General features: G+C 47.4%; 10 protein-coding genes. 4 read left to right on the top strand and 6 right to left on the bottom strand.

The window, feature by feature from the left end:
• Positions 1 to 33 precede the first annotated feature (33 nt).
• On the bottom strand, positions 34 to 360 hold the full coding sequence (locus tag AEA42_RS20520) for a DUF2845 domain-containing protein (RefSeq protein ID WP_055648711.1): 327 nt from the start codon (positions 358 to 360) through the stop codon (positions 34 to 36).
• A gap of 52 nt (positions 361 to 412) precedes the next feature.
• On the bottom strand, positions 413 to 1,066 hold the full coding sequence (hxpB, locus tag AEA42_RS20515; RefSeq protein WP_055648710.1) for a hexitol phosphatase HxpB: 654 nt from the start codon (positions 1,064 to 1,066) through the stop codon (positions 413 to 415).
• Positions 1,067 to 1,487: 421 nt separating this feature from the next.
• Between hxpB and acnB the strand changes: the two genes are divergently transcribed.
• On the top strand, positions 1,488 to 4,085 hold the full coding sequence (acnB, locus tag AEA42_RS20510; RefSeq protein WP_039978860.1) for a bifunctional aconitate hydratase 2/2-methylisocitrate dehydratase: 2,598 nt from the start codon (positions 1,488 to 1,490) through the stop codon (positions 4,083 to 4,085).
• Positions 4,086 to 4,267: 182 nt separating this feature from the next.
• Here acnB and rsd read toward each other — a convergent pair whose 3' ends face one another.
• Positions 4,268 to 4,753, bottom strand: coding sequence for a sigma D regulator (gene rsd, locus AEA42_RS20505; protein WP_086017236.1), 486 nt, complete (start codon positions 4,751 to 4,753; stop codon positions 4,268 to 4,270).
• A gap of 459 nt (positions 4,754 to 5,212) precedes the next feature.
• Between rsd and hemE the strand changes: the two genes are divergently transcribed.
• From hemE to AEA42_RS20490, 3 genes are all read left to right on the top strand, one after another.
• The gene (gene hemE / locus AEA42_RS20500) at positions 5,213 to 6,277 is read left to right on the top strand and encodes a uroporphyrinogen decarboxylase (RefSeq protein WP_055648709.1); all 1,065 of its coding nucleotides are present in this window, start codon (positions 5,213 to 5,215) and stop codon (positions 6,275 to 6,277) included.
• A gap of 385 nt (positions 6,278 to 6,662) precedes the next feature.
• Positions 6,663 to 9,233, top strand: a complete 2,571-nt coding sequence (gene pdeB, locus AEA42_RS20495; RefSeq protein ID WP_055648708.1) for a cyclic di-GMP phosphodiesterase PdeB — start codon at positions 6,663 to 6,665, stop codon at positions 9,231 to 9,233.
• A gap of 75 nt (positions 9,234 to 9,308) precedes the next feature.
• A complete protein-coding gene (locus AEA42_RS20490) occupies positions 9,309 to 10,112 on the top strand; it encodes an SDR family oxidoreductase (RefSeq protein WP_055648707.1) in 804 nt (267 codons plus the stop codon).
• On the opposite strand, the gene AEA42_RS20485 is transcribed toward AEA42_RS20490, so the two are convergent.
• The 3 genes from AEA42_RS20485 to purD form a co-directional block, all read right to left on the bottom strand.
• Positions 10,109 to 10,330: a hypothetical protein gene (locus AEA42_RS20485; protein ID WP_037413589.1), complete on the bottom strand. Its 222-nt coding sequence runs from the start codon at positions 10,328 to 10,330 to the stop codon at positions 10,109 to 10,111. The two genes, AEA42_RS20490 and AEA42_RS20485, sit on opposite strands and share 4 nt — an antisense overlap.
• 182 nt (positions 10,331 to 10,512) lie before the next feature.
• On the bottom strand, positions 10,513 to 13,722 hold the full coding sequence (locus AEA42_RS20480) for an ImpA family metalloprotease (protein ID WP_055648706.1): 3,210 nt from the start codon (positions 13,720 to 13,722) through the stop codon (positions 10,513 to 10,515).
• A gap of 179 nt (positions 13,723 to 13,901) precedes the next feature.
• Positions 13,902 to 15,200 (bottom strand): phosphoribosylamine--glycine ligase, encoded by a 1,299-nt coding sequence (gene purD / locus AEA42_RS20475; RefSeq protein ID WP_055648705.1) that lies wholly within the window; start codon positions 15,198 to 15,200, stop codon positions 13,902 to 13,904.
• Position 15,201: the final 1 nt, after the last annotated feature.

Genomic DNA, 15,201 nt, shown 5'->3' with positions numbered 1-15,201 from the left:
AGACGAATGTCTGGCTTTTTACTTGGGTTAGGATTAATGCCCATATCCTAAAGTTTCAATTTTTTCGATTTTTTGATCGGTTGCATAAACCCGCCGCATCAATCGTGTCGGGCCAAAATCATAGGTCCACTCAGCATATTCTATCGGCAACTTGCTTGGATCAATCACGATATCACCCGCGGAGTTTCGATAAGTGGCGGGTTGGCTATATTCTTTGGCTTCGTTTGGCGGTCCGCACTTTTCTAACACTGCGTTTAAGGGATCGCCTACGTTGATGACGAATTGCTTACAGCGCATAGAATCTGTCGCTAAGGCTGGCAAACTCGCCGCCCACAGTATTAACAACACATAATACTTCATCGGTGTATCCTAGCTGTGATTAACCTTTCTCAAATTGATTCGGTGACTTTATTTAGAACACCTTATCAAGCTCCAATAAACTCTCTAATTGATGATGGGCTATGATCCATTTTGCTTCACCGCGTTGTTCTGGCGCAGGAATCGCAACGGTTTGCATATTGGCGGCGCGGGCAGCGATCAGACCATTAAAAGAGTCTTCAATCGCGAGGCAATATCGCGGGTCAACCCCTAAGGCCGCTGCGCAATTTAAGTAAACCTCTGGATGGGGTTTGCCATAGGTAAGCGCTTCAGCAGATTCTACCGCCATAAATTGGCCCTTAAGCTTAAGCCTTGTTAGCACAGCATCAATCAGCACCGTTGGTGATGAGGTTGCTAAGCCTACCTTTAAGCCTTTGGCCTGGCAGTATGCCATTGCTTGTTGAACGCCAGACATCGGCTCACCGGATTGCCGAATTTCTTCAGCAACTTTGTCAACTATGGCGTTGCTGATCTTGGCATTATCGTAATCGGCCCAAGGCGCTTTGTGATACCAATAATCGACACATTGATCGATACGTAACCCCGTGGTTTGTTGAATTGTTTCGATAGTGACTGGCACGCCAAGCGCCGATAACACTTCATATTCAACCCTTTGCCAAAGGGGTTCTGAATCAATTAACACGCCATCCATATCAAAAATAACGGCTTGAATACTGAGGGATGTCATTACTACTCCAAGGGATGGGAAATGGGTCATTCGAGCTTGAGTGTAAGTTTAAGCCCGTCATCTTCAAAGCCTAAACACACAAAGTTGAGAAATATTTTTGGTGGAAAGGAATTGATGTCCAAAAAAATAATCGTTCGATTTTAAATTGATTAACTTATGTTAACTATTTGTAGATTATGGTTTTTTATCTGTTTTCAAACTATTGTCTAATTTCCATTGTTTTATTGTTGCCGTAAGTTGAGTTGCACCTCCGGATTTAGCCCTTATTTCGTCTTTTGCCGAGTGTGACCTGATTCATACTTTTGCAAAGCTGTAGTATACTGCTGGCCGGAAATACGGGTCGATCATGTCGGACTGTCAGCTTCAATTGAGAAGACGTGCAGTTTCGTTGTTAGAGCGCCAAACAAAGAGGAATGTTGCCGTGCTAGAAGCATATCGTAAACACGTCGCAGAACGTGCTGCAGAGGGCGTAGTCCCTAAGCCATTAGATGCACATCAAGTGGCTGAACTGGTTAAATTGGTTCAAAATCCCCCCGCTGGTGAAGAAGCTGTTATTCTTGACCTGCTCGAAAATCGAATTCCCCCCGGTGTTGACGAAGCCGCCTATGTTAAAGCCGCTTTCTTAGATGCGGTTGCTAAAGGCACTGCAACTTCACCCATACTATCTGCCGAACGTGCGACTGAGTTATTAGGCACTATGCAAGGTGGCTATAACATCGAGCCGCTGATCGCTCAGTTAGATAACCCCGCTCTGGCGCCTTTAGCTGCTAAAGCCTTATCTCACACTTTGCTGATGTTTGACTCTTTCCACGATGTGGTTGAGAAAATGGAAGCGGGTAACGTCTATGCAAAACAAGTGGTTGAAGCGTGGGCAAATGCAGATTGGTACTTAAGCCGTCCAAAATTAGCGGACAAAGTCACCCTGACCGTATTCAAAGTCTCTGGTGAAACCAACACCGACGACCTGTCACCAGCACCCGATGCTTGGTCACGTCCAGATATCCCATTGCACGCCTTAGCGATGCTGAAAAACGCGCGTGATGGTATCGAGCCAGATGTACCTGGCAGCGTAGGTCCAATCAAGAAATTAGAAGAACTGAAAACTAAAGGTTTCCCATTAGTTTACGTGGGTGACGTTGTAGGTACTGGTTCATCACGTAAATCTGCGACTAACTCAGTACTGTGGTTCATGGGCGATGATATCCCATTCGTACCTAACAAACGTGCTGGTGGTTTCTGCTTAGGTGGCAAAATTGCGCCGATTTTCTTCAACACTATGGAAGATGCGGGCGCACTGCCAATCGAACTCGACGTCAGCAAAATGGAAATGGGCGATGTGATCGACATTTACCCATACGCTGGTGTTGTTAAGCGTCATGGCTCAGATGAAGTGATTTCTGAGTTCAGCCTGAAAACCGACGTACTGTTAGACGAAGTGCGTGCAGGTGGTCGTATTCCACTGATCATCGGTCGTGGTTTAACTGACAAAGCACGTGCAGTATTAGGTTTACCAGCCTCTGACGTATTCGTACGTCCTCAAGACATCGCTGATAATGGCAAAGGTTATACCCTTGCACAGAAGATGGTCGGTAAAGCCTGTGGTGTTGCTGGCGTACGTCCAGGTCAATACTGTGAGCCTAAGATGACTTCTGTAGGTTCACAGGACACTACCGGTCCTATGACCCGTGACGAGCTGAAAGACTTAGCCTGTTTAGGCTTCAGTGCTGATTTGACTATGCAGTCATTCTGCCACACTGCCGCTTATCCAAAACCGGTTGACGTTAACACTCACCACACGCTGCCAGACTTCATTATGAACCGTGGTGGTGTGTCGCTGCGCCCAGGTGACGGTGTTATTCACTCATGGTTAAACCGTATGTTATTACCAGACACAGTAGGTACTGGTGGTGACTCACATACGCGTTTCCCAATCGGTATTTCATTCCCAGCGGGTTCTGGTCTTGTTGCCTTCGCTGCTGCGACCGGTGTGATGCCTCTGGACATGCCAGAATCAGTATTAGTACGCTTCAAGGGCAAGATGCAACCTGGTATCACCCTACGTGATCTAGTACATGCTATCCCATTAAAAGCGATTGAAATGGGTCTGCTGACGGTTGAGAAGAAAGGTAAGATCAACATCTTCTCTGGTCGCGTACTGGAAATCGAAGGCTTAGAAACCCTGAAAGTAGAACAGGCATTCGAACTGTCTGACGCCTCAGCAGAACGCTCTGCAGCGGGTTGTACTATCAAGTTAGACAAAGAGCCAATCATTGAGTACCTGAACTCTAACATCACTATGCTGAAGTGGATGATCGCTGAAGGTTACGGTGACCGTCGCACGATAGAGCGTCGTATCAAAGGCATGGAAGAGTGGTTAGCGAATCCTGAGCTGATGAGTGCTGACAAGGATGCTGAGTACGCAGCAGTGATCGAAATCGATCTGAACGAGATCAAAGAGCCAATCCTGTGTGCGCCTAACGATCCTGATGATGCTGTATTACTGTCATCTGTTGCGCAAACTAAGATTGACGAAGTGTTCGTGGGTTCTTGTATGACTAACATCGGTCACTTCCGTGCGACCGGTAAGATGTTAGACAAGTTCGCTAAGACGCTGCCAACACGTCTTTGGATTGCACCACCGACTAAGATGGACAAAGACCAACTGACCGAGGAAGGCTACTACGGTATTTTTGGTCGCGTTGGTGCGCGTATCGAGATCCCAGGCTGTTCACTGTGTATGGGTAACCAAGCACGTGTGGCTGAAGGTGCAACTGTAGTATCGACTTCTACCCGTAACTTCCCGAACCGTTTAGGTACAGGTGCAAACGTATACTTAGCGTCTGCGGAATTAGCGGCAGTGGCAGCACTGTTAGGTCGTCTGCCTACGGTTGAAGAATACCAAGAATACGCGAAAGAGTTAGACGCAACTGCAGCTGACACTTACCGTTACTTGAACTTCGATCAAATCGATTCTTACACTAAGAAAGCATCACAAGTGATCTTTCAATCAGCTGTATAATCGATTGATATGATAATGAAAAGCCAGCGAAAGCTGGCTTTTTTGTTTCTATTGAATGCTTTGCTGTACTGTTAATGCGCAAACAATCACATAGCAACTTAACGAAAGACAGAGGATAAATTGATTATTTATCGGTCAGGTATCTCTTTAGCGCAGTGTTTAGCGTGGCTTATCATGCCGCATTAAGCTTGCTGGGCGTGCTCTGAATACTGGTTATGTAGCACTTCGAGCAATTTATCTTCTAACTCGAAACGGGTTTCCATGGTGTGGGCCAGTTCGGAAAGATCTTTATCGAGCTGGTATAACACTTGGTCATCCTGCGCTTCGGCGTACTTATCATTAAAGTCTAACGCCGCGTTGGTCGTTGGGGTGATCTTTGGCAGTACTTGCTGGGCTAAGGTTTTGCTCGAGGCGCCAAACTTTTCACAGGCATTGACCACTTGGTCATAGACTTCGAAATGGCCTTCGGAGACGTAATCGACTAATAAATCACAAAAGGATTTCACATGATCGAAGGAGGGAAGGGATTTTTCGGCTTTCCCATAGGGAGGAAGGCCTGCTATCTGGCAGTAATGCACCAAGAGTTTACGACGATTTTCTAGCCATTGATCTATAAGCTTATTTGAACCGCCCCACTTTTGTTCTGCTTTCTCGAGTTCTCTCAGCATGATGCATTCCATTTAAGTGCCAGGACATGACTCTAATGTAGGGGAGAAATAGCTCTTGGATCAACCCTTTTTATCGGGATTTGCGAGAATTGGCAGATGGACAAACCAGCTGTTTTGTATAAAAAAATGCGGAAATAAAAAGCCCAACGATAGAAACCTATCGTTGGGCGAGTAATGTATATAGCAGGCTCGATGCGACGAGCTTCTTGATTGTTCTTGCTAGCGCAAACTTTTTATACCAAAGGCAGGAAACCAGCGCAACTTTTTTCTGTCTTAGTGTGACTTTGGGTTCGATTACTAAACAGTATGTTATCTGGCTAGCATTTTGACGATAAGTGCTTAAATGGACAGCAATGATGGGGAATAGCTCACATAAATTTGCACTTAAAGGTTACATTATCCGCGTAAATGCTAAACTACCGACCCAGCGGATCTCAATAAGTCTAGGAATCAAGCCAAATGGCAGAATTAAAGAATGATCGTTATTTACGCGCCCTACTAAAACAGCCTGTTGATATGACTCCAGTGTGGATGATGCGTCAAGCTGGCCGTTATCTCCCTGAATACAAAGCGACTCGCGCTCAAGCGGGTGACTTCATGTCTTTATGTAAAAACCATGAACTGGCCTGTGAAGTAACGCTACAACCGCTGCGTCGTTACGAGCTGGATGCGGCGATTCTGTTTTCCGATATTCTGACTGTTCCCGATGCGATGGGATTAGGTCTGTATTTTGAGGCGGGCGAAGGCCCACGTTTTGAGCGCCCAACAGACACTATCGATGCCATCAAAAAATTAGCCGTTCCCGATCCAGAAGATGATCTGGGTTATGTGATGAAAGCGGTTAGCACTATTCGCCGTGAACTGAATGGCCAAGTGCCATTGATTGGTTTCTCTGGCTCTCCTTGGACACTCGCGACTTACATGGTTGAAGGTGGCTCGAGTAAAACCTTTGAAAAAATTAAGAAGATGGCCTACGCAGAGCCAGCGGCGCTGCATATGTTACTCGACAAGTTAGCAGACTCAGTGACTCTGTACCTGAATGCGCAGGTTGCTAACGGCGCTCAATCGCTGATGATCTTCGACTCATGGGGCGGCGCGTTATCGCACACGGCTTACCGTGAATTCTCACTGCGTTATATGCAGAAGATTGTCGATGGTCTGACTCGCTTTGCCGATGGCCGCCAAGTGCCAGTGACCTTATTCACTAAGGGCGGTGGCTTATGGTTAGAAGCCATGGCTGAAACTGGCTGTGACGCCTTAGGTTTAGACTGGACTGTCGATATTGCCGATGCCCGTCGCCGTGTCGGTCACAAAGTGGCGCTTCAGGGCAACATGGATCCTTCTATGCTGTACGCGCCAATCCCACGTATCGAAGAAGAAGTAGCTCAAATTCTGGCTGGCTACGGTGAAGGTACAGGCCACGTGTTTAACTTAGGCCATGGTATTCACCAGCATGTGGACCCAGATCATGCAGGTGCCTTTATTAAGGCGGTTCACGCTCAATCTAAGCAGTACCATAAATAAGCTGCACTAAATAACAAACGGACCTGAGGGTCCGTTTTTTATGGCGTTTATTACAGCGTCAGAAACTTCCACTTGGGTGTTGTTAATTGGGTATTAACTTGTGGTTTAGCGAGTGCATTAATTAATCGCGTGCTTTATAGCGTATGTCTCCGCGGTGTTAGTGCGTTGGAGCTCGGTTACCATCTAACTTTTTAAAACTTTTTTATCGAATAGCTGCGTTAAATCAAAGGCGTTTAAAGCAATTAAATGCATGCTATTGCCTACTTTAGCAACGGATAAAGCAAAGTGATATTTAATACTATTTGCAAATGAGATATGTTGCATGGCGCTATAAGGGACTAAATAAAGCCGTTTGTTAATTTAATTACGTAAGCCGTGGTAAAAGATGCGCATAGGCAACAAAATATTGGTATTTATTGCAGGGTTCTGTTTACCAGCCGTTGTGCTTGTCTCCTATTGCCTCGGGGTTTGGTTTGACCATAGGGTCGAATTGTTACGTCAGGATAATGTACAGCGCGAGCTGGCGAATATTCAGCAGCAGTTCCGCATCGATGTCGATCGGTTAGGTTTTCTCACTAACATCTATGCCTCACCATTAGCTCATCTCGATAGCGAGCAGTTAAAAGCCCTCGAGTCTTCGTGGCTTGAGAGCTCCATGTCTGCCAATTTAAGTTGGTTTATTCTGCGAGATGGAAATTTGCAGAGTGTTTTTCAAAATGAGCAATCAATAGCTGATGTGAATCGGCAGGAAATCGCCAAGGCGATAACGACGCAGGCTAAGCCTGAGTTTGCCAGCGCCTATTTAATTGGCGATAAAGGATATGTCGTCACTGCGGTCGCTTCACATTTGGGTGAGTATGTGCTGTTAGTGCGGCAACTTACTGAGCGCGATCTACTGGAATATGCTCAAACCTCCCTTGTCGCGCGGATCAGCATGTCTAATGCTGTAACAACACATAATACCTTACATCCAAGTTCGGTTGCGCTGCCGAGTCTCATTAGTCAACAACCAATTTATCTTCAGGTTGAATTTTCTGATGATCCTTTTCGAGATGTAAAGCTTAGTCTCGACTGGGTGTCGCTTGCGGTGATATTGCTGGGGGTATTCATTGTCGCTTTGGGTTATGTTTGGTTGCGTTCAGGCCTGTTACAGCCCCTTAATAGCTTGATGCAGCAATTAGCGCTCGTTGATCCTATGGCGAGTGTATATCGGCCTGTGACCAGCGAGGGTAATGAAGAGTTATCTGTATTGGCGAATCGCGTAAACAGCTTACTCGCGAGGATTTATCAGCAGAAAGAGCGCGGTAAAATAACCTTAGAGTCGATTGCTGAAGCCGTTATCTTGACCGACATCGATGCAAACGTCATTTACATGAATCCAAAGGCTGAAACACTGCTTGATGTGGCCAGTTGTGATGCCGTTGGTGAGAGTCTTGCTAGCTTATTAAAGGCTGGAGAGCAGTTAAATCAAGCGGTATTTCACTGTATTCGCCTTGGCGAAACTACACCTCAAGTCGCTAAAATCAAGCTGCTAACCACTACGCCACGAATTATTGAACGTAGCATTAGTAACGTGCTTAATCATGAAAAAGAGATTGTCGGTACTGTAGTAGTACTGCGGGATATCACCCAAGAAGAACGCCTTAAGCACCAGCTACAAAAACGCGCAAACTTTGATGGTATTACCGGGTTACTTAATCGCCAAGCGTTCGAAGAACAACTGCCCGAGTTCGCCGGTCAAACGAGGAGCCTTGCGGTATGTTATTTGGATTTAGAGCAGTTTAAGTTGATCAATGATAGTTGTGGCCATACTGCGGGTGATCGCATGTTGGCCATGGTCGCTAAGGCTATCCAATCATGTCTTGGGCCTCAGGAGTTATTCGCTCGCTTAGGTGGGGATGAGTTCGGACTGGTGATCTGCGATCGCTCGGCGTTAGCCGTGGTGCAGTTGCTAAAGCACATTATTGCCCAGGTATCGTTGCAAGTGTTACACGATAAAAATTGCAACTACAAAGTCGGCTTAAGTATTGGTGTTGCCTTTGGGCGTGCGCCCTATATCAATGCGCAGGAATTACTCAAGGATGCGGATATCGCTTGTATTGCCGCTAAAGCTAAGGGCGCCAATCAAATCCATATTTATGATGATAAAGATAAAGAACTGACCTACCAGCGTAATGCGCCTAAATGGGCGATGCGTATTGCCCAAGCAATTGAGGAAAATGAACTCCTGCTCTACTACCAGCCCATCCGAGGATTAGGTGCGAGTTCTAAACGCCAACGGATGGAGATTCTGCTCAGGATCCAAGAGCCTTGTGGTCGCATTTTGGCGCCAGCCCAGTTTATTGCTGCCGCAGAACGTTTTAAGCTGATGCCTGAAATTGATAAAGAAGTGATACGTAAAGCCTTTTTATGGCTGTCGCTAAATTCGCAGCTTTGGCCGGATCACTGCATTTCAATCAACCTTTCGGGCAATAGTCTCGGCGCCGAAGGCATGGTGGAATATATTGCTAAGCAGCAGCAAATTTTTGATATTCCTAGCCAATGCGTTTGCTTTGAAATTACCGAAACGACTGCGATTCAAAACCGTCACCGCGGCATGGAAATGCTCAGGCAATTGCGCAAACTCGGTTTTTCCTTTGCATTGGATGATTTTGGCAGTGGCTTTGCTTCCTACGGCTATTTACGCGAACTGCCCGTGGACTACGTCAAAATCGATGGCTGCTTTGTTAAAAACCTGGCCGTCAATGCCAAGGACTATGCCATCGTGAAATCTATTCAAGACGTTTGCCGAGTAATGGGAATTGAGACGGTCGCCGAATTTGTAGAAAACCAAGAGATTATCGATAGATTGCAAGCGATTGGTATCAACTATGCTCAAGGTTATGCGATAGGACGGCCGCAACCTCTAGCAAGTTATTGTGAGCAGTTTGAGATGAGCTTAGCGCAACGCGCATAGGGGATTGCGCTTTTTAGGTGATTATGCCAATTTACCCTTAACCGAAGTTAACATATTAGTAACAAGGATATGGTTATGGATGGACTGACGGGTAAAGTGGTTATTATTACAGGGGCTTCTGAAGGTATTGGTCGTGCGCTGGCGATTGCCATGGCGCGGGTAGGATGCCAACTTGTATTGAGTGCTCGCAACGAAACGCGTCTTGCCTCACTTGCCCTCGAAATTGCTAACTATGGTCCTACCCCCTTTGTTTTTGCCGCTGATGTTAGCAGTGCCTCCCAGTGTGAAGACCTAATTCAAGCCACGATTGCCCATTATGGCCGTCTCGATATTTTGGTTAATAATGCGGGCATGACGATGTGGTCGCGTTTTGATGAGTTAACCCAACTAGCGGTTCTTGAAGATATCATGCGCGTTAATTACTTAGGCCCTGCCTATTTGACCCATGCCGCCTTACCCTATTTAAAGTCGAGCCAAGGTCAGGTCGTGGTGGTGGCTTCGGTGGCTGGGTTAACAGGCGTACCGACTCGTAGTGGTTATGCGGCGTCTAAGCATGCTGTTATCGGTTTTTTTGATTCGCTACGGATTGAGCTTGCTGACGATAATGTGGCCGTGACGGTGATTTGCCCTGATTTTGTCGTCTCGCAAATCCATAAGCGAGCCTTAGATGGTGCGGGTAAGCCACTCGGTAAATCGCCAATGCAGGAAGCTAAAATTATTTCCGCAGAGCAATGTGCCGACATGATGCTACCCGTGATAGCAACCCGAGGCCGGCAGCTTATCACTTCTCTTCGCGGCCGGCTCGGGCGTTGGCTTAAGCTGATTGCACCGGGCTTAATCGATAAAATAGCCCGTAAAGCAATTGCCTCAGGCCATTAGCTTTTATTGAGGTGTTTAACGATGGCTTGTTCAGCTTCATTTTGGGTTGCCTTATCACCATCAGCTTGGATGTTGGCTGTTGCCTTATGGCCTGTGAGATCCTCGGCAATATGAAGCCAGTCAGGATGCCAGTAAAAATTCTGTCCCGACAGTGTTTGCCAATTATGCACGCCGGACTTTTCGCCTTGATAAATAATGTCTTTGATTGAATAACCCATAGAAAACCCCTGATTTATTATTGGATATCATTATTGAGGTCAAATAGTGCGCTATCCACTTCGCAACTTGTGTGCGTTAGATCACGCTTTTAGGCAAAAATAAACCTCGCATTTGCGAGGTTTATTTTTTATTGCACTTAATTTTCAGTGTCTTAACGTCTAGTGCTTTAATGTCTAGGGTATTAAGGTTTCGCGCATTGGCTAGGTGAGCCTGTGCCTTTCCAAAGTGTGCTGCTATCGCTCAGTGACAGTGGGATAAAGGTTAAGCCTTGGCTCATATTCGCGGGTGGTAAATCAGTTTCGAGCTCATACATACCCATTGGTACCGTGCCAAGGCTGGCGTTTGCTGTGACTTGCATGGCTGCAAGACTAGAGTAACGCAGTCCTAGCATATCGAAATGGCTGCGCCAATCTTTGCCTGTGAGTTTGCTTAAGGAAACCAACATAAAGTCATTGCCAGGAATATCTCTGACCGTTTTACCACCGTAGACGCTATGGCCATCGAAGGGGAACAAGTCAAAACCGAGTTTACTGCGGTTTGCCTCCCAATCGCTGGCGTTATTAGCGTATTTACCGAAAATACGGCTGTGCTGATACAGCAAGGTAAAGAGATTAAAGCCATTACTTAAGGTTGTGCCATCACTTAGCGTCATGCCATGGGCCTTGAGGGCCATTTGGATATAAAACCCCATGCGATAGCCATTATGTACCGCATAATCATTACTTGCCCAAGGTGCGGTATATCGGTCTTCGCCGATATCTAACACTTTACAGTTAGCGCCGAAGACCACGCGTTTGCCACTGGTATCCTTAGTGCCTATGGCATCGGACATAAACACATAAAAGAGATCTTTGTGATTCATATGGCCATCATTGATGGTGTTGGTATTACCATCACGCAAATAATGGGTCTTCCACAGCACGACATAGGGGAAGATATTGTTGGAGTTTTCTCCTGCACGGCTGCCATAACCTGTCCAATTGTCGCTGTTGGCGGCTGTGGCATATTGCACATTGAGGCGGTTGGTTTGCAGATTATGGCCAAGTTCATGGTTATCTCCCCAACCCGTGGGTGAAATATTCCAAGCGGCATCCCAAGGATTGCCACTGCAACCCGATCCACATTGGGCATTCTGGTCATAGTTAGCGTGTTGGATGATGCTGCGGGTATGCAGACTGGCATCGGTGCAATCGGCGCCAAACAGCGCCTGACAGCTTGATAGCACCTCGGCGGGTAACGACTCACTTAAGCTTTTACCTTGGATCTTAAGTCCTGCTAAGGTGTAAACACTATTGATATGGTCCTCGACGATGCTTTTGAGCAAGGCGGTAACATCGGGGATCTTACCGCCAATGGCATTCATAAAACGGTCGCGGCGTAAATGCTGTTCAGCGCCATCGGTGCGCAGATCCACATGGGGCAGCTCAGTGTTTTGGATTTTGTCATTGAAGGCCGTGATTTCAGCAGGATTAGAAAAATCCATGATACTTGGGTGCTTAGCCACATTTTTTGCTTGCACATCGACACTGAGCGCGCCTTCGCCGCCACTGATATAGAAATAAATCGGGCCGCCATAGGGGGTTGAAAACTCGATGCTTTGCCCTTTGGCGAGCTTAAGACGCTGCTGCGCTAACTCAAGCGGCGCGCGATAAACCTTTTGTTCAAAGGCGCGGTTGGTATTGCGTCTATGATAATTTAGCTTAATTTCGACGTTGGCATTGGTGCTATCCAAACGACTGAGCGTGATGGTTTGTCCCGGTAAGGCGTACCAGCCTGAGCTGGTCCATTGACCTGTATAAGGTACGCTAATGGTTTTGCGCTCTGATACTGTGGCCGGATAACCGTAGTGAGCATTAGTGCCTTTACTTAGATTGGCTCTGTCGGTGACATATTCCCCTAAATCGGCTTGGGCAAGGTTATGGGCGCGGGCGTAGCTCACCGTCCAATCGGCAAATAGCGCTTGCTGCCATTGGGTGAACTCGCTGTAGGCGATGGGATAATCAATTTCACTACGGTATTTATCGGCGAGCAGTAAACCGGCCTTTATCAGTGGGAAGTTAGTGCGACTAAACACATCAATGCCATTGATATCTAAGGTTTCAGCGCTGCTGCGATACCAGTCGGCACCCGCTTTAAAAGCCTCAACAAAGGCGCCGCTATTACAGCTTAAGTAATTGCCTGTGCAGTCATTTAATACCTGCGTATCAAAGCGCTGCTCCCGCAGATTTGCCAGTAGTTTCTTAACATCTTCAAGGGCTTTATCTTCGGCCAGAATGCTACTTACATTCAAGTTATCGGCATTGAGTTTGGACCAATAGTTGCCAGCGGTAGAGAGTCCCATCTCAAGATAGAGTGGCGAGAGCATAGCGCTTTGTTCGCGTCGATAATTTGAGAGTAGCAGGGGAATACCCGCAGCCTTGGCTTTGGCAATCGCCGCTTGAATGCCCGCGTAACCTAGGTTGTCGCGGTCAATATCGCTGATAACGATTAAATCGGGTTTTAAGGTATCGATACAGCTGGCGAGGGCGCTGTAGTCGCAGCTATTGGCGGTATTGATACTGTGAGCATCGGGATAGTACTTGCTTAGCCAAGTGCGGATCCCTTCGTTATGGGGGAAATACCAACTGTCGGCACGGCTCGGCATTTGGGCCGTGACTATGCTGAGGCCATCCTGTTGATCGCCACCTTTAGTCAGCCATGAGATGAGATTTTTCAACAGTATATCTGTCTGCGCAGAAGTGTTGACGCTAAATAAGTTGCCACCCATAGCGGCATAGCGTTGTCCCTGTTGCTCGCCCGCCATCACTAGGCCGCGAACGGCACTGGCGCCACTGCCATCCACATTTGATGGCAGTAGGGTAAAAGTGTTTTCCGGCATAAAGCTCGAAAAGGTAATGGAGTCGTGGGTCGGATGCCAGCTAATGCTGCTACCTACACCTTGATAGAGCTGGGTGATTTTCGCTTTGCGGGCAGCGTCCACTTTGGCTAGTTCGGTAGTGCTGAAGTCAATCAGCTCAATGGCGCTGGCAAGGGTATGATCTTGATGGCGAATGGCATTTTCAGCATTGCTGATAAAGGCTGGAGTAATCGTGCAATCCGCCGACATCGCCGCTGTGGTATAAGTTAACTCGGCTAATGAACCGCCACAGCCACTAATTTTTTCTAGTACAAAGCCTGCGTCCGCTTGAACACTAAAGCTGGCTCTTTTGCCCGAATCGACTTTTTGGCTTGCAGGAGTGAGTTTGCCGCCCGATACCTGACTTGCACTGGCGGTATATTGGGTGATAGTCGGTGGCTGAACGGGTGGTGTGGTGGTGCTCGCATCCTCAGAGCCGCCCCCGCAACCGCCAATCAGTAAGGCGATGGCGGTAGATATAAGTCTAATCTCCATAGGGAGTCCTTATTATTTTGGGAATTAACAATTATGCAGCATTGTAGCGGAATAATACGGGCTAAAGTAGATAATATCTTAATAAAATTTATATAAATCATTATCTTAAATTTGACGATCGTCAAATTTAAGGCATAAAAATACCGGCATTAGGCCGGTATTTTTAGTGGGATTAACCCTTAGCTCTGTTGTTCACGGGCAATGGCGCGATAACCGATATCGGTACGGAAATACACGTCATCCCAGTGGATTTCATCAACCAGCAGATAAGCAGCTTTTTGTGCTTCGGTCACTGTGTGTCCTAAGGCTGTCGCACATAATACGCGGCCGCCGTTGGTGACCACATGGCCGTCTTTCATCTCAGTACCCGCGTGGAATACCTTGGCATCGTGATTACCTAGGCTTAGGCCGTCAATCACATCGCCTTTGCGATAGTCATCAGGGTAACCGCCTGCGGCCAACACTACGCCAACTGCGGCGCGCTCGTCGTACTCGGCAGTGACTTTATCCAGCTCGCCACGGGTCGCGGCTAAACACAGCTCAACCAGATCAGACTTGAGGCGCATCATAATTGGTTGGGTTTCTGGGTCGCCAAAGCGGCAGTTGTATTCCAGTACTTTGGCGCTGCCGTCTGGTGCGATCATCAGGCCTGCATACAGGAAGCCAGTGTACACATTGCCTTCAGCCGCCATGCCATCCACCGTTGGGCGGATAACGTTAGCGATTGTCCAATCGTGTACGCTTTGGGTGACCACAGGAGCAGGAGAGTAAGCACCCATTCCGCCAGTGTTTGGACCGTGGTCGGCGTTATCACGGGCTTTATGGTCTTGGCTGGTCGCCATCGCGAGGATATTTTTACCATCGACCATAACGATAAAGCTGGCTTCTTCGCCTTTTAAGAATTCCTCGATAACCACGCGAGAACCGGCATCACCAAACTTATTGCCCGCGAGCATATCATCAATTGCGGCATCCGCTTCGGCTTGATCTTGGGCGATGATCACGCCTTTACCTGCGGCTAAACCGTCGGCCTTGATCACCACTGGGTAACCCGTCTTGCCCGTCAGTTCACGCACGAAGGCTTTAGCGTCTTGGATTTCGGTACAGTTTTTATAACCCGCGGTAGGAATATTGTGGCGCGCTAAAAAGTCCTTAGTGAAGGCTTTTGAACCTTCGAGCTGAGCTGCCGCCTTCGTTGGGCCGAAAATAGGTAAACCCGCAGCGTTAAAGGCATCGACCACGCCTAATACCAGCGGCGCTTCCGGGCCAACGATGGTGAGTTCGATCTGATTGGTTTTAGCAAAATCGAGCAGGGCAGGAATGTCAGTTGCACTGATATTTAAGTTTTCAAGCTTTGGTTCGAGAGCCGTGCCCGCGTTACCCGGTGCAACATAAACCAGTTCGACCTGAGGTGATTGTGCCGCTTTCCAAGCTAGGGCATGTTCGCGGCCGCCGCCACCAATAACTAATACTTTCATG

Origin of the sequence: Shewanella sp. Sh95 (assembly GCF_001308045.1) — a bacterium.
In the GTDB taxonomy this organism is placed as follows: Bacteria; Pseudomonadota; Gammaproteobacteria; order Enterobacterales; family Shewanellaceae; genus Shewanella; species Shewanella xiamenensis.
The sequence above is the reverse complement of the archived record's forward strand: the minus strand, read 5'-3'. Positions and strand labels throughout refer to the sequence as shown.